Below are 20,249 nucleotides of genomic sequence, written 5' to 3' on the forward strand. Positions count from 1 at the left end.
CGAGCTTGCTGAGATGCGCGGTATCAAAGGGACACGGGTGCACCATGTGTTGCATGAGCGACAAAGCAGTCCTCCGGTTGGAAAAGCGAGACGCCCACTGGGTGCTCGCCGGCACAGACGCGAACAAGTTCGACCTCGTCGGGGCGTACCTTGCACATTTGCTGGACCGGAACTATTCACCGCTGACCGTGCGATCGTAGGGGTATGACCTGCTCGCGTTTTGCCGGTGGCTCATTGAGCGTGAGTCTCGAATAGAGGATGTCACGACCGGTGATCTGCTCGATTTCCTGCGAGCGTGCCGGGAGGCGAGTGTGCCGGGTAGGCCAGGACCGAACGTGTACTGCATGGACGGGCAACGGCTCGACAAATACGCAGCCACAACCATCAACCGGCGTCTCGCAGCGATCTCGGGACTGTTCACTTATGTGGGACTGCGGCATCCTGATCGTCGTAACCCAGTACCCAAAGGCCGGGAAGCAAAGTGGCGGAGCCCGGGGGAACGCTCGGGCATGCTGGCTCACACGGTCAGGCGCCCCGCCCCGCGGTCGGCGCTGCGGTTGCGGGAGCCGCGGCGCCTCCCGACGGCGTTATCGCCGACCGACGCAAAGATTCTTGTGGAAAGTCTGCGCACCTGGCGGGATCGGACGATTGCGGGGCTCATGCTGTGGTGCGGGCTGCGATCGATGGAGGTCCTCGGCCTGCAGGTGAAGGATGTCGATATCGGCGCCAGGTGGGTCACAGTTACCGGCAAAGGTGCGAAACAGCGCCGTGTCCCGCTGGACCCGGACGTCGCGTCGGTGATCGACATCTACCTCCTCGCCGAACGCCCCGAGTCGGACTCAGACGTGTTGTTTCTCGTCGGCAAGGGCCCCAACCGGGGCGGACCGTTGACGACGGCGGGGCTACGGACGGTGTTCCGCTACCATCGGGGACTGACCGGGGTGACCGGCGGGCACCCGCACGCATTACGGCATACGTTCGGGACGGTGCTGGCTGAGGCCGGGGTTGATCTCGCGGTGATGCAGGCGCTACTCGGTCACGCGCATGTTGACACCACCGCCCGCTATGTCCATCTTGCCCCTGCTCACGTGAAGGCCCAGTTCGATGCGGCTCGTGAACGCATCCGCGCTCAGCCGCGGTGACGCTTCGGCCGCCCCGTTACGGGGCGGCGAGTTGCTGACCATGTATCTGAACTATTTGACGGCGACTGGTCGCGGGAATGTCTCGTATGAGCGGGCGGCGCACCGATTCTTCCGGACCTGGCCGGACCCGCAAGCCTGGGCGAAATCGCCACTGGCGAACCGGCTCGCTGCAGACAGCGCGACTCGCCCGGTAATCACATTCTTGATGCTCCACGGCGGTTTGCGGCCGGGGTACGACTATCTGCTGTCACGGAAGCTGTCGCCGCTCTGGCGGGAAATCCAGACCAGCCCGCTCCGGGCAGGGATCGAACGGTTCCTCCACGAAGCCGAGCAGCTCGGGTTCACCGCTCGCACGCGCCTCGCGACCGGGTCTCAAGTCCCGGCGCGGCTGCTGATCCAGACCGGCAAACCAATCACCGAGCTCACCCTCGACGACCTCGACGAGTTCGTTGCCGCCTGCCGGTTACGCGAGCAGACCACGGGCATTTCGCATCGCCACTACCTGTCGTCGATCAGCATGGCGCACATGGTGCTGTTCCATCTGGGCGTCCTCGACGCCCCACCCCGCAACGGCGGCCCCGTCCCCTACGAGGAGCGGCTCGCGCAGGTCTCGGCACCGCTGCGGGCAGAGCTGGTTGGCTACTTGGAACGCAAACGCGCGACCTGCGAACGCAAAACGGTCTCGGCGATGGCGACCCGGCTGAAGCACTTCGGGGAGTTCCTCACCGACACCGATCCGACGTTGACATCGATGAGGGATCTGGATCGGCGACGGCACGTCGAACCGTTCCTCGCCTCGCTGGTCGACGCGGTCAGCGACAGGGACGGGGCACCGATCAGCATCGGCGACCGTAACCGGCGAGTCGTCGCGGTCGCGACGTTCCTCCGCGACATTACCGAGTGGGGGTGGGATGCCGCGCCAGCGAGGAAGGTGCTGTTCCGCGACGACATCCCCAAGCTGCCGCAGGTGCTGCCCCGCTACCTCCCGATCGACGCCGACCGGCGACTTACCCAGGCGTTGACCGAGCATCCCGACAATGAACTGGCCGCACTGGGGTTGCGGCTGCAACGCTCCTGCGGGCTGCGGATCGGGGAACTCCTCGACCTGGAACTGGACTGCGTTCACGAGATCGATGGGAACGGGGCATGGTTGAAAGTGCCTCTCGGCAAGCTCGCCACCGAACGCATGGTTCCCCTTGATCCCGAGATCTTGGACGTGATCGACCGGGTCATCCAGATCCGCTCCCACGGGAGGCCGCTCCCGCATCCTCGCTACCGACGGCCGGCACAGTTCCTGTTCACCTATCTCGGGCGCCGGCTCACGCAGCAGGGCATCCGCCGCGAGCTTGATCACGCCACTGAGACCGCTGGGCTCGGGCACGTCACCTCCCACCAGCTGCGGCACACCTACGCAACCGCGCTGGTCAACGCCGGTGTCTCTTTGCAAGCCCTCATGGCACTCCTCGGCCACCAAAGCGCCGAGATGAGCCTCCGCTACGGGCGCCTGTTCGATGCCACCGTCCGCACCGAATACGAACGTCCTCGACCTCGCCAAACAGAACATCCCCACCACCATGACGGCGGGAGACTCGGCCGGGCGCACACAGCTGCCGCTCACGGTCATCACCGGCGGCCGCGACTGGAAAGACACACCGCTACTGAAGTCGCGGATGGCGGGCGGGTTCTGCCTCCGCGCGCCCGCGCAAGGCGCATGCAGCTACGCGAACATCTGCGAGCACTGCCCGTCTTACCGGTCCGAACCTTCCTCGCTCCCGATCCTCGCCGCACAACGCGTCGACGCCGACGCGCTCGCCCGTGACGCCGAACAGCGAGGATGGATCGACGAGGCCGAACGTCACCACAAGCTCATCGCCCGCCTCGACACGCTCATCGCCGATACGGAGGCCCAAACCGGATGACCAGCCCCACACTGAACCAGATCGAGCGAGCCTGCATCGACCTCGCCCGAGATGGACACCCCATTACTGTTACCGCCGTTGCCGATCGCGCCGGAATCTCAAGATCCACGATCTACCGCAACACTGAACTCCGCACCATCATCGAGCACCAGCAACGAACGGCTCCCGACGGCAGCATCACCGCGATCACCGACGAACTCACCACTCTCCGACAAACCGTCCAGACACTCGCCGATACCGTCCGCCAGCACGACGCGCAACTACGCCGACTCACCCGCGATTGACCACGTTATCCGGCCAAACCTCAACCCGGCGCAGATTAGCCGGATAAGCGTTCGATAACGCGCTCATGGAAACGGTCAACGGGCTCTACAAGACCGAGTGCGTGCGCACCACGATCTTCCACGAAGGTCCGTACAAAACGATCGCTGACGTTGAATACGCGACGGCCGGGTGGGTGGATTGGTACAACCATCGCCGGCTCCACGGCAGCCTCGGAATGGTCTCCCGGACGAGTTCGAGGATGACTACTACGCGGCTCTCAACCGAGAGCTGCTCCCCGCATAAAAGCGGCACCAAACCTACGGAGATTCACGGTTCCATCAGACGCAGAAGCGTTGGCTTGCGAAACAACCGGCCGCTTAGTCGTTGCAGGAGCTGCAATCACAGCTCGACCGCTTTCAACGCGAATACAATGAGCAGCGACCCCATCGAGCACTGAACCGCACCACACCGGGTCACGCCTACCAAGCACGTCCGAAAGCGCTTCCCGCACGCACCACATCAGGTGACGGGAACTACCGAGTCCGTTACGACCACGTCGATCCAGCCGGAAAAATCTCTCTCCGCCGAGCCGGAAAAATGCACCACCTCGGAGTGGGTATCACACATCAGAAAAAGCGCGTCATCATCCTCATCGACGAACACGAAGTCACCGTCGTCCACCTCAACACCGGAGAGGTCATCGCGACCAACCGCACCGACCCCGCACGCAGCTACTGGCGAAACCAGCAGCGGGATCCAGGCCGCTGGTCCGACTCACGATAACTGTGTAACCTATGTCGCGACTCATGGTGTAACCCATGTCCCGACTCATCACACTGGCGGAGGATAGGGGATTCGAACCCCTGAGGGCTTGCACCCAACACGCTTTCCAAGCGTGCGCCATAGGCCACTAGGCGAATCCTCCAGCACTGACCGCAAGCAATCAGCGTGTTCCAGCTTAGCCGGTTTTGCGGCACTTGCCGCACACTGTCACGGTTGCACCACCAAGACCCGCCCGCAACCTTCACCTGCGGCATCCCCCGCCGCTTCGCAGGTGCATATAGCGGGCACACTGGCCGCGATTCTTCTGCCCGCGCGCCTGGCCATCCCACCCAGCCCTGCGAGAGAATACGGGCATGACTTCGCTCTCCAGCACCCCCGCCTCGGCAGATCGCACAGAACTCGGCGCACGCGTCGAGGCTCAGATGCCGCGAACTCTCGCCGACCTCGCCGAGATCGTCGCGATCCCTTCGATTGCCGACGAGCGGGTGGTGGATCCCGCCGAGTGCGTGCGCGCCGCCGAGTGGGTGCGCGACGCGTTTCGCGCCGAGGGTGTGCCGGTCGACCTCGAGCTCACCCCCGACGGCACCTACGCGGTCATCGGCCACCGCCCCGGCCCGCCGGGCTCTCCCACGGTGTTGCTCTACTGCCACTACGACGTGCAGCCGATACTCAATGAGACCGAGTGGATCACCCCACCATTTACACTCACCGAGCGAGGCGGCCGCCTCTACGGCCGTGGATCCGCCGATTGCAAAGGCAACCTCGTGGCACACCTCACCGCGCTGCGGGCGCTGCGCGAAGCAGCACCCGGCGCGGGGGGCCCTCGCGCCGTACCCGCAACACTCGATGGCGACTCCCCCTACCCGGTCGGCCTGATCGTCGTGGCGGAGGGTTCGGAGGAACAGGGCCGTGCAAGCCTCGACCGCTACGCGGAGGCGAACCCCGAACTCTTCCGTCGGGCCGACGTGATGCTGATTCAAGACGGCGGCAACGCCGCTCACGGCCTGCCCACCCTCACCACCACCCTGCGCGGCGCGGTCGATGTCATCGTCACCGTATCGGCCCTCGAGGCATCCGTGCACTCGGGCATGTTCGGCGGAGCCGCACCCGACCCGATCGCCGCCCTCGTGCAGATGCTCGCAACCCTGCGAGACGAGCACGGCAACGTGACCGTGCCGGGCATCGCCGCAGACCAGGAATGGGACGGGGTCTGCTACGAGGAGGCCGCATTCCGCACCGATGCCGGCATGCTGGATGGCACGGAGATTCTCGGCTCGGGCGGTATCGCCGCGCAGCTGTGGGCCCGCCCGGTGATCACGATTTTGGGCATCGATGCGCCGCCGGTGGTCGGGGCGGTCGCCGCGATCCAGTCGCGGGCCGCCGCGAAGCTCAACCTGCGCGTGCCGCCGGGCGAGGATCCGGCACAGCTCCGGGATGCCCTCGTTGCCCACCTGCACGCCGTCGTCCCGTGGGGCGTGCACGTCGAGACGCAGGCTGGAGAGCTCGGCTACCCGTTCAGCGCCGACACCTCGGGCCCGGCGTTTACCCTGCTGAGCGATGCGCTGACCGAGGCCTACGACGGCGTCACCACGGTCACGAGCGGCCAGGGCGGATCGATCCCACTCACCACCACGTTGTCGAAGCTCAACCCCGGGGCCGAGATCATGCTGCTTGGGGTTCCCGACCCCGAGAGCCGCATCCACTCTACGAACGAGAGCGTGCACCCAGAGGAGATCCGCCGCATTGCACTCGGCGAGGCTCTCTTCCTCAGCAGGCTCGGCCGCGGGTGACGAACCTGTGAATCATGTGCGCGTGATTTGTTTATAACGGAACGGTAACGCATACTTGTTGGGGTCGCCTCCGTCAAGGGGTGACATTTCCATTGACCAGCCATGTATGGAGTACACCGCGTGCAGACTTCCGCCAAAGTGTTCATCGTCACCCTGATTTCAGCGATGACATTCGCCCTTGGCGCAGCACCCTCGTACGCGGCACCGGAGGCCGAGAGCTTCGCGCTCACCCCCGCCGCCGCTCCTGCGGCTGCAAACGCGCAGCGCCTCAACACCGATCTGGGCACAAGCGAGAACGCACCGCTCGACACCCTCCTCTTACTCTCCGATGCCACCGAGAACCCGCCCGCGGCGCTCCCACACAACTTCGACGTCGAGGCAACGATCGCACTCGCCGAAAGCGAGGTCGGCACGAGCCGGGCGACCGGTTGGTCGCAGCCAGGTGAGTGCATCATGTCGGCACAGCGCTGGATCCGCGCCGGCGGCGGCGCCTGGGCCGGCGGCGGCGATCCCGTCACCAACTACAACGGTGCGACCCGTCTGCCCGTGAGCGCGGCGCTTCCCGGCGACATCATCCAGTACGAGCACCTCACCTTCCCCTCATCTTGGGTCTCGGGCGTCCACACCGTGCTGATCACTGGCGTGAACGGCGACGGCACCTTCAGCATCATCGAGTCCAATAACCCAGGTGGATCGGGCCTCGTGTCGAAAAACGAGAGCTGGGTGCCCGCGCCGCCCTCAGGGTTCCAGGCCGTCGCCTGGCGTTTCTAGGCCCTCCCCCGAGCACTCCCGTCGGGGATATGACTCCCGTCGGGCGGATCTGGCCGAAGTCATCCGACCGGAGTGAAAACTCCGACCGGAGTTACGGCTTGCGCGCCGCGCGGGCCCGCTCGTAGACCTCCAGCAGCCGCTCCGACTGCGCCGACTGCAGAAACTCTCGCGCCTGCGCGAACGGCACCCGCAGCTCGCCGGGCGCCGCGGCGAGCGACGTCACCGACTCGGCCAGGGTCGCGGCCAAAGCCTCCACCGATGAGTCAGCCACGAGCCACGACGGGGTGACCGCGACATCGGCAGCGATCGCGGGGTCACAGAAGATGGTCGGGGTGCCCACGAGCGCCGCCTCAAACGGGGTGAGCCCCTGCGTCTCGAACCCGATCGAGGTCTGCACGAGTGCGTCCGCATCGCGGATCGCGGCGAGCGCTGCCTCGTGCGGCACGGGGCCCGCGAGCGTGACGCGATCCCAGAGACCCAGCGATTCCACGCGCGCCCGAACCTGCGGCAGCAGCAGCCCGGCGCCGTACAGCGTGACGTCGGCATCCACGCGCGACAGCGCCAGCGCATCGATAAACTCCAGCACCCGCTTCTCGTGGCTCATGCGGCCCAACCAGACGAGCCTCGGGCGGCTGCGCTCCGCGCGGGGCACCCCTCGGACGGCGGCGATGAGCTCGTCGTCAACCCCGTTGCGGGTCACGAGCACCTCCCGCGCCACCCCGCGCCGCATCAGCTGATCGGCGAAGTGCTTCGACGGGGCTGACACAACCGTCGCCTCTGCGGCGAGTTCAGCCAGGTACCGCCACGCCCCTCGGGCATCGCGATCCACTGCCCCACGCGGCCTGCCCAGGGCCAGCGCGCGCCACAGGCGCAGCCCCTGAAACACGATCGGCGCGAGTGGGGTCACCGCACGGGTTCCCTCGTCGACGTTGTTGTGCAGCGTGTGCAGCACGGGCACGCGCAGCCCACGCGCCGCGCGCAGCCCGATCAGCGCCCCCCAGAAGTCACCCTCGAGGTGCACCAGGTCCACCGGAGGCAGACCTCGCAGCGCCGCGGCGAGCGCCCGGTCGGTGCGGGCGCCGGGCCAGCTCATCGCGTACTCGCGGTCGCGGGTGATGGGGAGCGAGGGGAGCGCAATGATCGAACCCGCGGGGTGCTTGTCGGCTGCCGGGCGTGCCGGATCCACCGCGGTTTCGCGAACCGGAGCACCCGCGTCTGTCGACTCGGCCCCCTGCCGGGCGGTGCCCCGACGAGGCGTGGTTGGCGCGGCAGGCGCGGCGATCGTGACGAGGTGCCCAGCGTGTTCGAGCGCGCGCCGCTGCGCGCGAATGGCGACCTGCGCACCGCCGAGCGAGTCGGGGCGCTGATCAGTGACGATGAGGATGTGCACGACGCGCTGCCCGGTCAGGCCGTTGCGGCTTCGCCGCGATACAACCGCTCGAAGGTGTCGAGCGTGCGATCGAGGTCGTGCACCTTCACCGCGTCGAGCGAGGCCTGCTGCATACGCAGGTACTCCTCGTCACTGAAGCCGAGCACGCGTTCGATCTTCGCCGCAAGTTCCTCCACGTTGCCGGGCTGGAAGAGGAACCCGTTCTCGCCGTCGGTCACGAGGTGCGGCAAGGCCACCGCGTCGGCGGCGAGGATTGGCAGGCCCGATGCCATCGCCTCCATCGTGGCGATCGACTGCAGCTCGGCAATCGACGCGATCACGAAGATGCTCGCTTCGGTGAGGTGACGGCGCAGTTCGTCGTCGCTGACCCGGCCGGTGAAGTGCACACGGCCGGCCAACCCGAGCTCAATCACTAGCTTCTCGAGGCTCTTACGCTGATCGCCATCGCCGACAATCGTGAGCGTCACCCCCAGGTCGGGGTCGAGACGCGCGAGGGCGCGTAGGATCACGTCGATCTCTTTTTCGAGGGTGACCCGCCCCACAAAGACGAGCCGATTTCGCGCGCGCGGGCTGAGGTCTGCCGTGTAGTTGGATGCGCGCAGACCGCAACTGACCGCGAGCACGTCGCGCTGACTCGTGTTCTGCTCGAGAAAGGCCGCTGCCCGGCGGGTGGGCGTGGTGAGCGCACTCGCCCGGTTCAGCACGCGGTCGGCGTCGCGCCAGGCCCAACGCACGAAGGAGCGCTCAGCCCACTTTGGCAGCAGGGTGAAGTCAAGCACATTCTCTGGCATCACGTGGTTGGTGGCGACGATGCGGATGCCGCGCCTCTGCGCCTCCTTCGAGAGCGCCCGGCCAATCACAATGTGAGATTGAATGTGCACGACATTCGGCCGAACCTGATCGAGCACCTGCCTGGCATAGTGCCGCGCGCGCCACGGCAGCACGTAGCGCAGCCAATCGTGCGGGTACCAGCGCAGGGCGGGCGGGCGGTGCAGCATCATGGGCACGCCCTCGATCGACTCCACGCGAGGGGTGGATCGGCGCCACCGGAACCCTGGGGCAATCACGTGCACCTCGTGGCCGCGCTCGACGAGGCCAGCGGCGAGACGCTCGGCGAAGCGGGCGGCTCCGTTGACATCTGGCGCAAAGGTGTCGCAACCGATGACGATGCGCAGACGGTCGGAACGATCGTTAGTGCTCACGGTCGACGGGGCCCCTCGCTGGAAATCTCGGCTGGTCAGTGCTTCGCCGCTGCTCTGCTGATGCTGCTGAGCGATGCGTCCGCGATGCATTCATGCGGGATTCCAGTCTATGGGAGCGAAACCCCACGCGGCGAGGTCTCCCCCGGCAAGACTCACAGGTGGATCACATATTTTTGTACTGTGTGCATCTCCGCACTAGATTTTTTCGTTCGAGGCGAGCACGCTTGAGCCGTGCCCACCTCTCACTCCCACGCCGCCGTGGAACTCGGCCGCCGCCTTCGGGCCGCGCGACACGAACTCGGCATCTCGCTTGAAGACCTGGGCGAGCTCTCCTCGATCAACTGGACGACGATTGGCAAGATCGAGCGCGGGGTGTCGAGCCCCACCGTGGAGTCGCTGATCCGCATCGCCACCGCGCTCGAGATCGATCCGGGGGTGTTCGTATCGGGGCTCACCGCCGATCACTATGGCACGCGCGAGCATCAGCTCACCGCCCGCGATCTCATCAGGGCCAGACTCGGGGAGCGCGCGTAGGCGCCCCGATCCACCCCTGTCGCTCGAAATTCCGGCTACTTCGTGGGCGGCCGCTTGATGTAGCGCGGCACCCAGCGTAGGAAGCCGAGCGCGCCGACGAGACCAATCACGCCCATGGTTGCGGTCGCGACCCCGAGCGTCGAGATTGCGGCGATGCCCGAGAAGATCACCGGGGCCGTCGCCCCACCCGCGTCGGTAAGCGTGCGCCACGAGCCGAGGAACGGGGCCGGGTCGCCCTTCGGCGCCACGTCTGCGCCGAGGGTGAGGAGAATGCCGCTCGAAAGCCCGTTGCCGACCCCGATCACCGCGGCGAACATCGCAAACCACATCGTCGCCTGCGGCACGTCGTGCGTGAACGCGAGCACGATGAAGCCGGTACCCATGAGGAGCATTGCGGGCAACGCCGCCCACAGCCTGCCGAAGCGATCCATCACCTGCCCGCTCGCGTAGAACAGCGCGAAGTCGATGGCGCCCGCGATGCCCACGACGAGCGAGATGGTCTGCGCGTCAAGCGCGAGCGACACGCCCCACAGCGGCAACACCACCTGCCGCGCCGACCGCACTGCCGAGAGCGAGGCGGCGGCGAGGCCGAGTCGCGACAGCACCCCGCGGTGTTGCGCCATGGTGCGAAACACGCCGGGCCGGCCAGCCGCGGGCAGGGTGATGCCGCCGGTCACCGCCTCACCGGTGTCGGCCGTTTCGCTGGTGGATCGCGGCTCGCCGCGCGGGGTGCCGCCCCGGGGCACTGCCTGCTCCTGCAGCTTGGTCTCGGGGTCGGGGCCGAGGCCCACGAGCAGCACCGAGGCGACCAGGCAGGCCGCGAAGAGCCACGACGCGGAGGCCTCCGTGCCGGTGAGACCGAGGAGCAGGGCGCCGAGGAAGGGACCGATGAACATGCCCAGGCGGAAGGATCCGCCGAGCAGCGAGAGCGCGCGGGCGCGGTAGTGCTGCGGCACGCGGGTGGTCATGAAGGCGTGCCGGGCGAGGCCGAACGCGGCCGCGCACATGCCGATGAGGAAGACCGATGCGGCGAGCACACCCACGCTCGGGGCGAGGGCGAGACCCGCCACGCCGAGGAGCGCCAGGGTGCCCGCCCCCACCATGGTGAGCCGTTCGCCGATGCGGGCGACGAGGTATCCCGCGGGGATATTGCCGACAAGCTGGCCGATCACGAGGGCAGAGGCGACGAGTCCCGAGAGCGCCAGGTCGGCTCCCAGTTTCGCCGCGATGATCGGAATCAGCGGGATCACCGCGCCCTCACCGAGGGCGAAGAGGATGGTGGGCCCGTAGATCATGGGCGCGAACCGCCGCATCACCTGCCGCGCGGAATCGGTCATCTTGGTGGCGCCTCCTCCGGCCCTCGTCAGAGTTCCACCCTAGCCGCCACCGCCCTTTGCCTCGCCCTCATCGCCGAGGAGGCGCAATTCCACCAGAAATCCGAGAACCTGGTGGAATTGCGACCCCTCGGTGGGGTGGCGGGCGGGGATCAGGAAGGGGGGAGGGAGTCAGCCGGCGTAGGTTTCTCGCCAGCTCAGCAGCCGGCGCTCGAGAAGACGCACGAATGAATCCGAGAGCTTACCCACGGCCGCAAAGATGATCACTCCGACGAGCACGGTGGAGGTGTTGAGGAGCGAGCGCGCATCTTGGATGAGATAGCCGATACCGCTCGTGGCCCCCATGAGTTCAGCAACCACCAGGCAGAGCCAGGCCATGCCCATGGAGAGCCGGAGTCCGAGCAAGATCGACGGGAGCGCGCCAGGGATGACGAGCGTCCACAGCGTCTGCCAGGTGCTGAAGCCGAGTGTGGCCGCCACGTCAAAGAGCTTGCGATCCACCCCCCGCACCCCCAAGAAGGTATTGACGTAGATCGGGAAGAACGAGCCCACGGCGATCAGGATCACCTTTGAAGGCTCACCGAATCCAAACCAGAGGATGAACAGCGGAATCACCGCGATCAACGGCACCGTTCTCAGCATCTGTAACGTTGGGTCAAGGATTCCCTCGCTCAGTTTCGAGAACCCCACGATCAGGCCGACGGTCAGGCCGAGCCCTGCGCCCCAGAGCAGGCCGAGTGTCGCGCGCTGCAGACTGATGATGAAGTTCTCGAGCAACACGCCGTTTACGGTGAGTGCCAGGAAATCCTCGATCACTTCGCTCGGTGCGGGGAAGAGTTGGGTATTGATTGTGCCGGTGGCAGCGAGGATCTGCCACACGAGCAGCATGCCTATGGGCAGGAAGAGCCCCAGCAGCCAGTGGCCGCGATGCCGCACGTCACGCCTCGCCATCGCCCTGGCCAATCTCCTCGAATCGTTCGATGAGCTCGGTGCGCACGCGCTGGAACTCGGCCGATCTCCGATCCCTGGGGTGCTCGAGCCCGAGTTCGATAACCCGGTCGATCCGACCGGGCCGAGGACTCATGACAACGATTCGATCGCCCAGAGTGATGGCCTCTTCGATGTCGTGGGTCACGAAGAGCATTGTGGTGCGGTTCTTCGTCCAGACATCGGTCAGTACATCCTGCATCTGCGAACGGGTGAAGGAATCCAACGCGCCGAAGGGCTCATCGAGCAGCATGACTGCTGGATCGCGCAGCAGCGCCCGCGCGATCGCGACGCGTTGCAGCATGCCTCCCGAGAGCACTTTCGGATATGACGTCGCAAAGTCGGTGAGCCCCGTAAGCGCGAGCAATCGATCCACTTTCGCGCGAACCTCTCGATCGCGAAGCGACAGGTTCGCGGCGATGTTTCGCTCGACCGTGAGCCAGGGGAAGAGTCGGTGCTCCTGAAACACCACTCCCCGATCCGGTCCGGGAGCCGAAATGGGGTGTCCATCGAGCAAAAGTTCTCCCGCGGTCGCCGCTTCCAGCCCCGCAATAATCTTCAACAGCGTGCTCTTGCCGCATCCGCTTGGCCCGAGCACCGTCACAAACTCACCGGCCCGAAGGTCGAGGGAGATGTCGTGCAACGCCTCAACTGGGCCGGCCTCCCCCTCGTACACCTTGCCCAGGCCGCGAAGCACCAGTTGGGTGTGGAGGTCGTCGTGGGCCGGCTCCGAGACGTGCAGCATGGTCATCGTGATCGTGCCGCATGCGTATAGCGATTGGGAACGTACGGCAGGCCCAGGTGTTCCCGAAGCGTCGCGCCGCGATACTCGTCCGGGTACAGACCCCGTCGTCGCAGCTCAGGAATGACCAGGCGGGTGAAATCACGCAGCCCGGAGGGTTGCACCCAGTTATTGATCAGGAAGCCGTCGGCAGCCCCGTGGGTGAACCAGTGTTCGAGTGCATCTGCAACATCCTCGGGGGTACCAAAGAAGTCCTCGCGGGGTGTGGCGGCGAGGCGCGCGACCTCCCGCAGCGTCAGGTTCTCCCGTCGCGCCCGATCCTCCCAGGCTCGCGTGATGCCTTGCATGTGGTTGTCACCCACTGCGGTGAGATCGGGGAACGGGCCGTCAAGGTCTTCACCGGAGAAATCATGATAGTTATAGAAGAAACTGAGCCACTTCAGCGCCTCTGCGTCATCGGTGTATGAGGCAATTTGCGCGAACTTGTCCTCCGCTTCCGCCCGCGTCGGCGCAACGATCACATGTGCGCCCATGAAGACCTGCACATGATCGGGATCCCGTCCGGCCTCCGCGATGCGACGCTTCAGGTCACCGGTGTATTCCTTGGCTCCATCAAAAGTGGGTTCCTTGGCGAAGATCGCCTCCGCGTGCCGTGCAGCGAAGTCGCGGCCGGTGGGCGACGAACCGGCCTGGAAGACCACCGGCTGACCCTGCGGAGACCGCTGTATGTTCAGCGGCCCCCGCACTGAGAAGTGCGCGCCCGTATGGTTGAGGAGATGCTGCTTCGACCGATCGAGATAGGTTCGCGAGACCCTGTCCTGCACAAAGGCATCGTCTTCGTAGGTGTCCCAAAGCCCACGCAGCACCGCCACATACTCCTCGGCGCGCAGGTATCGCTCGTCGTGCGACAGAAGCTCCGCGTCGCCGAAGTTTGACGCCGTGCTCCCCCAGGCGGAGGTTACGACGTTGATCCCGGCGCGGCCGCCGCTCAGCAGATCGAGTGAGGCGATTTGCCGGGCGACATTGAACGGTTCGGTGAACCCCGCGGACATGGTCGCGACCAATCCCATCCGCTTCGTCCAGGTGGAGACCGCCCCGAGCAGCGTGAGCGGTTCGAAGCGGTTGAGATAGTAGGGCTTAGCCCCGGGCTCGATTGAGACGCTGTCGGCGACAAAGGCGAAGCCAAACAGTGCTTCCTCGGCGAGTTCGACGAGCTCGCGGATCAGTTTCAGATCGATCGCGCCATCTCGGGGTGTCGCTGGATCCAGCCAGCCGTTGAATGCGTTGCCGGTTGGCTCCAGGAGCAGACCGAATTTGATGTGCTGGGGCCTCGTCATGCGCGGAGACACCTACTTCGCAGTGGTGGAGTCGACGACCTCGACACCGTCGAAGAAGCTGCTGTCAACCAGCGCGGCGATATCGGCAGCTTCATCCACCTCGCCGAGTTCAAAGAAGAGATCAGCCGTCGCCTGATAGTCGGCCAGCACCACATCATCGATCGGACGGTTCACCGCCACGCTCAGGCCGAGAAACTTCTCCACGATTGCCGGATCCGCCTGACGGTCCGCCGCGATGGCCGCGATCACCGCGCCTTCGTCATCGGCGAGCCACGCAAGTGCCTGTGCGCGTGCCGTCAGAAATGCCGTCACCACCTCGGGGGCTCCCGCGGTAAGCTCGCCCCGCGCCACGATCGCACCGGGGATCAAGCCGAGATCCTCGCCACTTGCGATGATCTCGCTATTCGCCTCGGTAATCGCATCGGTCGTGTTCCCGGCCCAGGTGGCCCATGCATCGATCTGATTGGTGAGAAAGGCGTTCTGGGCCTCATCCGGCTTCAGATCGATGAGCTCGATGTCATCAGTGCTCAACCCTTCGGCATCCAGCGCACGAACCAGGAGCGCCCAGCCACTGCTGCTCTTCGAGGAGGCGACCGTCTTACCGACAAGATCGGTGAGATCTGTGGCCCCACCGCTCGGCGCAAGAATGATATCGCCGCCGCCTTCCGAGGCCTGACCAATGATGGTGAAGTCGACTCCGGCAGCACCGCCCGTGGGCAGCGCGGAGTACCCGATATCGGTGAAGTCAAGATCTCCTGAAGCGATCCCCTCGAGCATCTGGGACGACGTTCCCAGCTGCGAGTAATTGACGGTGATGCCGAGCGGTTCGAACTGCTCCTCGAAGAATCCGCCGACCTTCGCAATCTCATTCGCCCCCGACAACGACGTGGTGTCGATGGTGATCTCTGTGACGGCGAGCTTCGTCGTCTCTTCTTCCGCGGTTTCGCTGATCGGGGCGGCGCAGGCTGTGAGAGCCAAGGCGGCAGCGGCAGCGAGCGCAAAGACCGGCAAGCGAAATGGACGTGGAAAAGGCGAGGTCATTTGAGAACTCCAGCTATAGACAGGCATGTTGACGCTTCAACCGTATGCCGCGGCGAGCAGAAAGCAGCGCTCATGCGAAACATTTCGTAATGTCTGCAATAACCGAATACATGGATTCTACTTGTTCTCATCCCCCACTCATCCACGCCGAAACAGCGAAACGGCGCAATTCCACCAGGGCCAGTGGGCCTGAGGTGTCATTGCGCCGCTTCGGTGACTCCGCGAGGAGTCGAGACCTGAGTGACTCAGTTGATCTTGCTCGATTCTCCGAGCGTGTGCCACGAGCGCGCGTGGTAGACCAGGGGAGCTCCAGGTACGTGTGCGCTGTCAGTGTTGCGACCGCCAGCTTCGATCACCTCGGCGAGCACCACGAGCGAGCCGTGCACTTCGACGGTCTGCAACACGCGGCTGCGCAACCAGGATGCCGCGCGGTGAAAGCGAACCTCCCCACCGGGTAAGCGATCCCAGCTGGCGGTGTCGGCAAAGCGGTCCACATCGCTCGTCGCGCACAGCTGGGCGAGCGGGAGATCCTCCTCATCGAGCAGGTGCACCACAAGCGTCTCGGCCTTGCTGATGGTCGGAGTGCTTGATGAGCGCACCGAGGCCGAGAACATGATCATTGGCGGATCCACTGAGAACGAGGAGACCGACGTTGCCGTCAGCGCAACCGGGCCCTTCCCAGCGTCGGCCGTCACGACGGCGACCCCTCCGGGATGATTGCGAAAGGCTGAGAGGAATCGGTCGGTCAGGCTCTGCTCCTGCTCGATCGGGGCGGGAAACTGCGTTGAGGTCATGATGTGCTTTCGGTGTTCAAACCGGTTGGCGAACCAGGTGAGATCGGCGGGGCACCCGGAGTGAGGTGAGCCTGGCGCCCAGCCTAGTCGTCGAGAAGCTCGGCCTCGATCACGTCGTCGTCGCCCGCGGCCCCGGGGGCACCCGGGCCGCCAGCATCGCCGAACCCGCCGACACCGAACCCGCCCGCACCGGCAGCCGGGGCTGAGGTATCGACCTCGAGCATCAGCGAGTCGCCGTCTGGTGCCACGTCGACGCGCACCGTCTGCCCGTCGCGCGCCTCGCCCGAGAGCACGGCCCGCGCGAGGCGGTCGTCGATCTCGCGCTGCATGAGACGCCGCAGCGGGCGCGCGCCGTACATCGGGTCGTAGCCGAGACGAGCGAGCCAGGCCCGCGCCGCGGGGGTGACCCCGAGGGTGAGCCGGCGATCCGCCAGCCGAAGCTGCAACCGGTCGACCGACAGCTCGACGATCAGCGCAAGGTCGGCCTCCGACAGCGGCCGGAAGATTACCATCTCGTCGAGGCGGTTGATGAACTCGGGCTTGAAGGCCCGGCGCACCGTCTCGCGCACCGCGCTCTCCTTCTCGTTCCACGGCATTTCCGCGTCGATCAGGTACTGGCTGCCCAGATTCGAGGTGAGGATCAGGATCACATTGCGGAAGTCGACCGTGCGGCCCTGCCCGTCGGTGAGGCGCCCGTCGTCGAGCACCTGCAGCAGCACGTCGAACACCTCGGGGTGCGCCTTCTCGACCTCATCGAGCAGCACGACCGAGTAGGGGCGGCGGCGGACGGCCTCGGTGAGCTGACCGCCCTGCTCGTAGCCGACGTAGCCGGGAGGAGCCCCGACGAGGCGAGACACCGAGTGCTTCTCGCCGTACTCCGACATGTCGATGCGCACCATGGCGTGCTCGTCGTCGAAGAGGAATTCGGCGAGGGCCTTGGCGAGCTCGGTCTTGCCGACGCCGGTCGGTCCGAGAAAGAGGAACGAGCCAACCGGGCGATTCGGATCCGCGATACCGGCACGCGAGCGGCGCACCGCATCAGAGACGGCCTGCACGGCCTCGGTCTGGCCGACGAGGCGCTTGCCCAGTTCGGCCTCGAGCGCCAGGAGTTTCTCGGTCTCACCCTGCAGCAGCCTGCCGACGGGGATGCCCGTCCAGGCGGCCACGACGCTCGCGATGTCTTCGTCGGTGACCTGGTCGCCGACCATGCGTTCGGCACCGTCGTTCTCGCGCTCGGCGCGCTCGGCTTCCGCGAGCTGCTTCTCGATTACCGGAATCTCGCCATAGAGCAGCTTGGAAGCCTGCTCGAGGTTTCCCTCGCGCTGGGCGCGATCCGCCCGGATGCGCAGGAGATCGAGCTGTTCACGCAACTCGCCGACGCGGTTCAGGCCGGCGCGCTCTGACTCCCAGCGCTTCTCAAGCCCGTCAAGTTCGACCTGCTTCTCGGCGAGCTGCTCGCGCAGCTTCGCCAGGCGTTCCTTCGAAGCGTCGTCCTTCTCCTTTTTGAGGGCGAGCTCCTCGAGCTTCAGACGATCGACCGCGCGACGCAGCTCGTCAATTTCGAGCGGCGCGGAGTCGATCTCCATGCGCAGGCGGCTCGCTGCCTCGTCGATAAGGTCGATGGCCTTGTCGGGTAGCTGGCGCGCGGTGATGTAGCGGTTCGAGAGGCTCGCCGCGGCAATCAGCGCGGAGTCGGCGATCGTCACCTTGTGGTGCGCCTCGTAGCGCTCCTTCAACCCGCGCAGGATCGCGACCGTGTCGGTGACCGAGGGCTCGCCCACGTACACCTGCTGGAAGCGACGCTCGAGTGCGGCATCCTTCTCGATGTACTCGCGGTATTCGTCGAGCGTGGTCGCACCGATGAGACGCAGCTCGCCACGGGCGAGCATCGGCTTCAGCATCTGCGAGGCGGCCACCGAGGATTCGCCGCCACCGGCACCCATGAGCGTGTGCAGCTCGTCGATGAAGGTGATGATCTTGCCGTCGGATTCCTTGATCTCCTTCAGCACCGCCTTCATACGCTCCTCGAACTCGCCGCGATACTTCGCGCCGGCGATCAGCGCCGAAATGTCGAGCGAGATGAGTTCTTTGTCTTTGAGCGACTCGGCGACGTCGCCCGCGACGATGCGCTGCGCGAGCCCCTCGACCACGGCCGTCTTGCCCACACCGGGCTCGCCGATGAGCACGGGGTTGTTTTTCGTGCGCCGGGTCAGCACCTGGCTCACGCGACGAATCTCGGCGTCGCGGCCAATGACCGGGTCGAGTTTGCCCGAACGCGCCACCTCAGTGAGGTTGATCCCGAACTGCTCGAGTGCGCTCTGCTCGCCTTCTTCAGCGGCGGGCTGCCAGTTTGCCTGCATGGTGTCCTCTCTCGCGTTGCAAACTTGAGTGATATTGACTCAAGTTTACCTCGGGTTGAGAAATCACGCCAGAGGTACGCCGAACAAATGCCTCACCCCCGGAGCGATGAGGCAGAAACGTGCGAGAAGTCGCAGAATATCTTGCGTATCTGACACGTTGCCGCGGCCGGAGTCGTAAAACCGAAGAGGAGGATCGCGCTACCTCGCGTCGGCTGCGCCACCCTTGAGCTGCGTCATCGTGGACACCGCGATATCGCCCGCAATGCGCCGATACTCCTCGTTCCGGGCCTCGTCGAGGAGGTCGCGGCCGAAGAGCGACATGAACGTGTAGCGGTTGGCCACGTGGAAGACAGCGTAGGAGCTAATAATCATGTGCAGGTCGAGTGCGTCAATGTCGTCACGGAACACCCCCGCCTCGACGCCGCGGCGGAGCACCCGCTCCGCGGTGTCGATGGCGGTCGAGTTGAGGTCGGGGATCACCTCCGACTTCGAGATGATCTCAGCGTGATGGATATTCTCGATGGCGACTAACCTGACGAAGTCATGATGGCCCGTGTGATGGTCGTAGGTGAGCTCGGCCAGCACTCGCAGCGCCTCAACCGGCTCGAGGTGATCAATGTCGAGCTGTTCCTCCAGCGCGCGGATCACCCGGTAGGCACTCTCCATGACCGCGAGGTAAAGCCCCTCCTTCGAGCCAAAATAGTAGTAGATCATGCGCTTCGTCGTGCTGGTGAGACCCGCGATCTCATCGATACGCGCCCCGGCGAAGCCGCGGGCCGAGAACTCCGAGGTCGCGACACGCAGGATGTTCTCGCGTGTCTGAGTGGCGTTGCGACGACGCACCGTCGGCTCCGCACTTGCGGTTGGTGAAACAGGCTCCATCGAATGCTCCAGAGAACTCTTCTGTGGTATCAGAATGTCACACTCGGCAGCAGGATCGAACCAATTCCTCCGGTCACCGGCAACGCAGGGCATACTGCCTGAAATTCCCACCGGCCGACGGAGGCGGCATGCGCCGCAACCGCTTCGAGAGTGAGCATCTCACCGAGCGGCATCCCTAGGTCTCTGATCAACACACAGTGCAGCGGCATCTCTGACCCGTCGAGCGACGGGGCCACCTCGATGCCCCAATTGTCTGCGGCGACGAAGGCGATGTCTCGCTCCCTCACCCATTCGGCCGCGTCGAGCGACAAGCCCGGTTCCGTGGAAAAGAACGCATCCCGATCGCCGTCCACGGTAAACCTCGTGATCCATCCGGTGCGTATGAAAAGCAGATCCCCGCTGCGCAGGTCGACTCCCTGCTCCCGCGCCGCACGACTGAGATCAGCAGCGGTGATCGGCTCCGAATGGTCGAGTTGATGACGACCCGTCAACCTCGGCAGGTCGAGCAGCACTCCGCGACCCTGCACCCTCGCGGCATAGTGCTGCATCCCCAGGCGAGTGGCGCCCGCCCATCCGACCGCATCGATGGGCACACCGTTGTAAAGCTCACCGTCGTAGCCGACATGGGCGAGCCCGTCGAGCTGAGTCGCGCACTGCAGATGCACGAAGAGTGCATCGTCGAAGTAATGAAACCCGCTCGGCGCAGGAGGGTCCGCGGGCGTGCGCGTCATGATATGCAGCGGGTTCTGCCTCCCGCCGTCGCCCGTCTGCGGTCCGTTCCGATCGAGCGGCAGGCCAAGGTCGAAGGTCACACCCGACTTGACGAGAGCAGCACCCGCGGCCCGACACGCGTCGGTGATGAGGTTGAGCGTACCCAATTGGTCGTCCTCACCCCAACGACCCCAGTTCGACAGGCGTCGCCCCAGCTCTCGATAGCTTTCTGCGCTCGCGTTCATTTCAGCCACCACCCGTCGAAA

General features: G+C 65.4%; 19 protein-coding genes, 1 tRNA gene and 1 pseudogene. 9 read left to right on the plus strand and 12 right to left on the minus strand.

Annotation, left to right across the window (positions count from 1 at the left end):
- Positions 1 to 53: 53 nt before the first annotated feature.
- The 6 genes and pseudogenes from ACR0R4_RS05005 (at position 54) to ACR0R4_RS13070 (ending at position 4,108) form a co-directional block, all read left to right on the plus strand.
- Positions 54 to 200 (plus strand): hypothetical protein, encoded by a 147-nt coding sequence (locus ACR0R4_RS05005; RefSeq protein WP_433646267.1) that lies wholly within the window; start codon positions 54 to 56, stop codon positions 198 to 200.
- Positions 201 to 209: 9 nt separating this feature from the next.
- Positions 210 to 1,142 carry a tyrosine-type recombinase/integrase gene (locus ACR0R4_RS05010; RefSeq protein ID WP_433646407.1) on the plus strand — a complete coding sequence of 311 codons (933 nt, stop codon included), beginning with the start codon at positions 210 to 212 and terminating at the stop codon, positions 1,140 to 1,142.
- Positions 1,105 to 2,961 (plus strand): tyrosine-type recombinase/integrase, encoded by a 1,857-nt coding sequence (locus ACR0R4_RS05015; RefSeq protein WP_433646268.1) that lies wholly within the window; start codon positions 1,105 to 1,107, stop codon positions 2,959 to 2,961. Before ACR0R4_RS05010 ends, ACR0R4_RS05015 begins: the two co-directional genes overlap by 38 nt.
- 96 nt (positions 2,962 to 3,057) lie before the next feature.
- Entirely contained in the window at positions 3,058 to 3,345 is a 288-nt protein-coding gene (locus tag ACR0R4_RS05020; RefSeq protein ID WP_433646269.1) for a DUF6262 family protein, read from the plus strand.
- A 47-nt stretch (positions 3,346 to 3,392) separates the two neighbouring features.
- Positions 3,393 to 3,628: pseudogene (locus ACR0R4_RS05025) on the plus strand (integrase core domain-containing protein); the annotation flags it as partial.
- Positions 3,629 to 3,709: 81 nt separating this feature from the next.
- Positions 3,710 to 4,108, plus strand: a complete 399-nt coding sequence (locus tag ACR0R4_RS13070) for an integrase core domain-containing protein (RefSeq protein WP_504362685.1) — start codon at positions 3,710 to 3,712, stop codon at positions 4,106 to 4,108.
- A 54-nt stretch (positions 4,109 to 4,162) separates the two neighbouring features.
- Here ACR0R4_RS13070 and ACR0R4_RS05040 read toward each other — a convergent pair.
- A tRNA-Ser gene (locus tag ACR0R4_RS05040) sits at positions 4,163 to 4,250 on the minus strand.
- Between the two features lie 211 nt (positions 4,251 to 4,461).
- Between ACR0R4_RS05040 and ACR0R4_RS05045 the strand changes: the two genes are divergently transcribed.
- Together ACR0R4_RS05045 and ACR0R4_RS05050 are read left to right on the plus strand one after the other, a co-directional pair.
- Entirely contained in the window at positions 4,462 to 5,898 is a 1,437-nt protein-coding gene (locus tag ACR0R4_RS05045) for a dipeptidase (RefSeq protein ID WP_433646270.1), read from the plus strand.
- Between the two features lie 120 nt (positions 5,899 to 6,018).
- Complete coding sequence (locus tag ACR0R4_RS05050) at positions 6,019 to 6,669, plus strand: lipase (protein ID WP_433646271.1); 651 nt, start codon at positions 6,019 to 6,021, stop codon at positions 6,667 to 6,669.
- Between the two features lie 91 nt (positions 6,670 to 6,760).
- On the opposite strand, the gene ACR0R4_RS05055 is transcribed toward ACR0R4_RS05050, so the two are convergent.
- Together ACR0R4_RS05055 and ACR0R4_RS05060 are read right to left on the minus strand one after the other, a co-directional pair.
- On the minus strand, positions 6,761 to 8,059 hold the full coding sequence (locus ACR0R4_RS05055; protein ID WP_433646272.1) for a glycosyltransferase: 1,299 nt from the start codon (positions 8,057 to 8,059) through the stop codon (positions 6,761 to 6,763).
- Between the two features lie 14 nt (positions 8,060 to 8,073).
- Positions 8,074 to 9,351 (minus strand): glycosyltransferase, encoded by a 1,278-nt coding sequence (locus ACR0R4_RS05060; protein ID WP_433646274.1) that lies wholly within the window; start codon positions 9,349 to 9,351, stop codon positions 8,074 to 8,076.
- A 141-nt stretch (positions 9,352 to 9,492) separates the two neighbouring features.
- On the opposite strand from ACR0R4_RS05060, the gene ACR0R4_RS05065 reads away from it, so the two are divergent.
- Positions 9,493 to 9,795, plus strand: a complete 303-nt coding sequence (locus ACR0R4_RS05065; protein ID WP_433646275.1) for a helix-turn-helix domain-containing protein — start codon at positions 9,493 to 9,495, stop codon at positions 9,793 to 9,795.
- A 35-nt stretch (positions 9,796 to 9,830) separates the two neighbouring features.
- Here the strand turns inward: ACR0R4_RS05065 and ACR0R4_RS05070 are convergent, their stop codons facing one another.
- The 9 genes from ACR0R4_RS05070 to ACR0R4_RS05110 all read right to left on the minus strand — a co-directional run bounded on the left by ACR0R4_RS05070 (position 9,831) and on the right by ACR0R4_RS05110 (position 20,228).
- Positions 9,831 to 11,132, minus strand: a complete 1,302-nt coding sequence (locus ACR0R4_RS05070) for an MFS transporter (protein ID WP_433646277.1) — start codon at positions 11,130 to 11,132, stop codon at positions 9,831 to 9,833.
- Positions 11,133 to 11,300: 168 nt separating this feature from the next.
- Positions 11,301 to 12,080 carry an ABC transporter permease gene (locus tag ACR0R4_RS05075; protein ID WP_433646279.1) on the minus strand — a complete coding sequence of 260 codons (780 nt, stop codon included), beginning with the start codon at positions 12,078 to 12,080 and terminating at the stop codon, positions 11,301 to 11,303.
- On the minus strand, positions 12,067 to 12,867 hold the full coding sequence (locus ACR0R4_RS05080; protein ID WP_433646281.1) for an ABC transporter ATP-binding protein: 801 nt from the start codon (positions 12,865 to 12,867) through the stop codon (positions 12,067 to 12,069). The genes ACR0R4_RS05075 and ACR0R4_RS05080 overlap by 14 nt, the downstream gene beginning before the upstream one ends.
- A complete protein-coding gene (locus tag ACR0R4_RS05085; RefSeq protein ID WP_433646283.1) occupies positions 12,864 to 14,195 on the minus strand; it encodes an NtaA/DmoA family FMN-dependent monooxygenase in 1,332 nt (443 codons plus the stop codon). Before ACR0R4_RS05085 ends, ACR0R4_RS05080 begins: the two co-directional genes overlap by 4 nt.
- Before the next feature lie 12 nt (positions 14,196 to 14,207).
- Positions 14,208 to 15,236, minus strand: a complete 1,029-nt coding sequence (locus ACR0R4_RS05090; protein ID WP_433646284.1) for an ABC transporter substrate-binding protein — start codon at positions 15,234 to 15,236, stop codon at positions 14,208 to 14,210.
- Between the two features lie 245 nt (positions 15,237 to 15,481).
- Positions 15,482 to 16,030, minus strand: coding sequence for a flavin reductase family protein (locus ACR0R4_RS05095; protein ID WP_433646285.1), 549 nt, complete (start codon positions 16,028 to 16,030; stop codon positions 15,482 to 15,484).
- A gap of 83 nt (positions 16,031 to 16,113) precedes the next feature.
- Complete coding sequence (locus ACR0R4_RS05100) at positions 16,114 to 18,390, minus strand: ATP-dependent Clp protease ATP-binding subunit (RefSeq protein WP_433646286.1); 2,277 nt, start codon at positions 18,388 to 18,390, stop codon at positions 16,114 to 16,116.
- Positions 18,391 to 18,588: 198 nt separating this feature from the next.
- The gene (locus ACR0R4_RS05105; RefSeq protein ID WP_433646287.1) at positions 18,589 to 19,272 is read right to left on the minus strand and encodes a TetR family transcriptional regulator; all 684 of its coding nucleotides are present in this window, start codon (positions 19,270 to 19,272) and stop codon (positions 18,589 to 18,591) included.
- Positions 19,273 to 19,301: 29 nt separating this feature from the next.
- Complete coding sequence (locus ACR0R4_RS05110; RefSeq protein WP_433646408.1) at positions 19,302 to 20,228, minus strand: cyclase family protein; 927 nt, start codon at positions 20,226 to 20,228, stop codon at positions 19,302 to 19,304.
- Positions 20,229 to 20,249: the final 21 nt, after the last annotated feature.

The sequence above is a fragment of the Leucobacter fengyongliangi genome (assembly GCF_050971685.1).
In the GTDB taxonomy this organism is placed as follows: Bacteria; Actinomycetota; Actinomycetes; order Actinomycetales; family Microbacteriaceae; genus Leucobacter.

Excerpts from the sequence above, each read along its gene's own strand:
- ACR0R4_RS05005 (WP_433646267.1), top strand. The coding sequence starts at position 54 with ATGAGCGACAAAGCAGTCCTCCGGTTGGAAAAGCGAGACGCCCACTGG.
- ACR0R4_RS05105 (WP_433646287.1), bottom strand. The coding sequence starts at position 19,272 with ATGGAGCCTGTTTCACCAACCGCAAGTGCGGAGCCGACGGTGCGTCGT.
- ACR0R4_RS05095 (WP_433646285.1), bottom strand. The coding sequence starts at position 16,030 with ATGACCTCAACGCAGTTTCCCGCCCCGATCGAGCAGGAGCAGAGCCTG.
- ACR0R4_RS05015 (WP_433646268.1), top strand. The coding sequence starts at position 1,105 with ATGCGGCTCGTGAACGCATCCGCGCTCAGCCGCGGTGACGCTTCGGCC.
- ACR0R4_RS05110 (WP_433646408.1), bottom strand. The coding sequence starts at position 20,228 with ATGAACGCGAGCGCAGAAAGCTATCGAGAGCTGGGGCGACGCCTGTCG.
- ACR0R4_RS05020 (WP_433646269.1), top strand. The coding sequence starts at position 3,058 with ATGACCAGCCCCACACTGAACCAGATCGAGCGAGCCTGCATCGACCTC.
- ACR0R4_RS05085 (WP_433646283.1), bottom strand. The coding sequence starts at position 14,195 with ATGACGAGGCCCCAGCACATCAAATTCGGTCTGCTCCTGGAGCCAACC.
- ACR0R4_RS05100 (WP_433646286.1), bottom strand. The coding sequence starts at position 18,390 with ATGCAGGCAAACTGGCAGCCCGCCGCTGAAGAAGGCGAGCAGAGCGCA.
- ACR0R4_RS05070 (WP_433646277.1), bottom strand. The coding sequence starts at position 11,132 with ATGACCGATTCCGCGCGGCAGGTGATGCGGCGGTTCGCGCCCATGATC.
- ACR0R4_RS05090 (WP_433646284.1), bottom strand. The coding sequence starts at position 15,236 with ATGACCTCGCCTTTTCCACGTCCATTTCGCTTGCCGGTCTTTGCGCTC.
- ACR0R4_RS05075 (WP_433646279.1), bottom strand. The coding sequence starts at position 12,080 with ATGGCGAGGCGTGACGTGCGGCATCGCGGCCACTGGCTGCTGGGGCTC.
- ACR0R4_RS05045 (WP_433646270.1), top strand. The coding sequence starts at position 4,462 with ATGACTTCGCTCTCCAGCACCCCCGCCTCGGCAGATCGCACAGAACTC.
- ACR0R4_RS05080 (WP_433646281.1), bottom strand. The coding sequence starts at position 12,867 with ATGACCATGCTGCACGTCTCGGAGCCGGCCCACGACGACCTCCACACC.
- ACR0R4_RS05060 (WP_433646274.1), bottom strand. The coding sequence starts at position 9,351 with ATGCATCGCGGACGCATCGCTCAGCAGCATCAGCAGAGCAGCGGCGAA.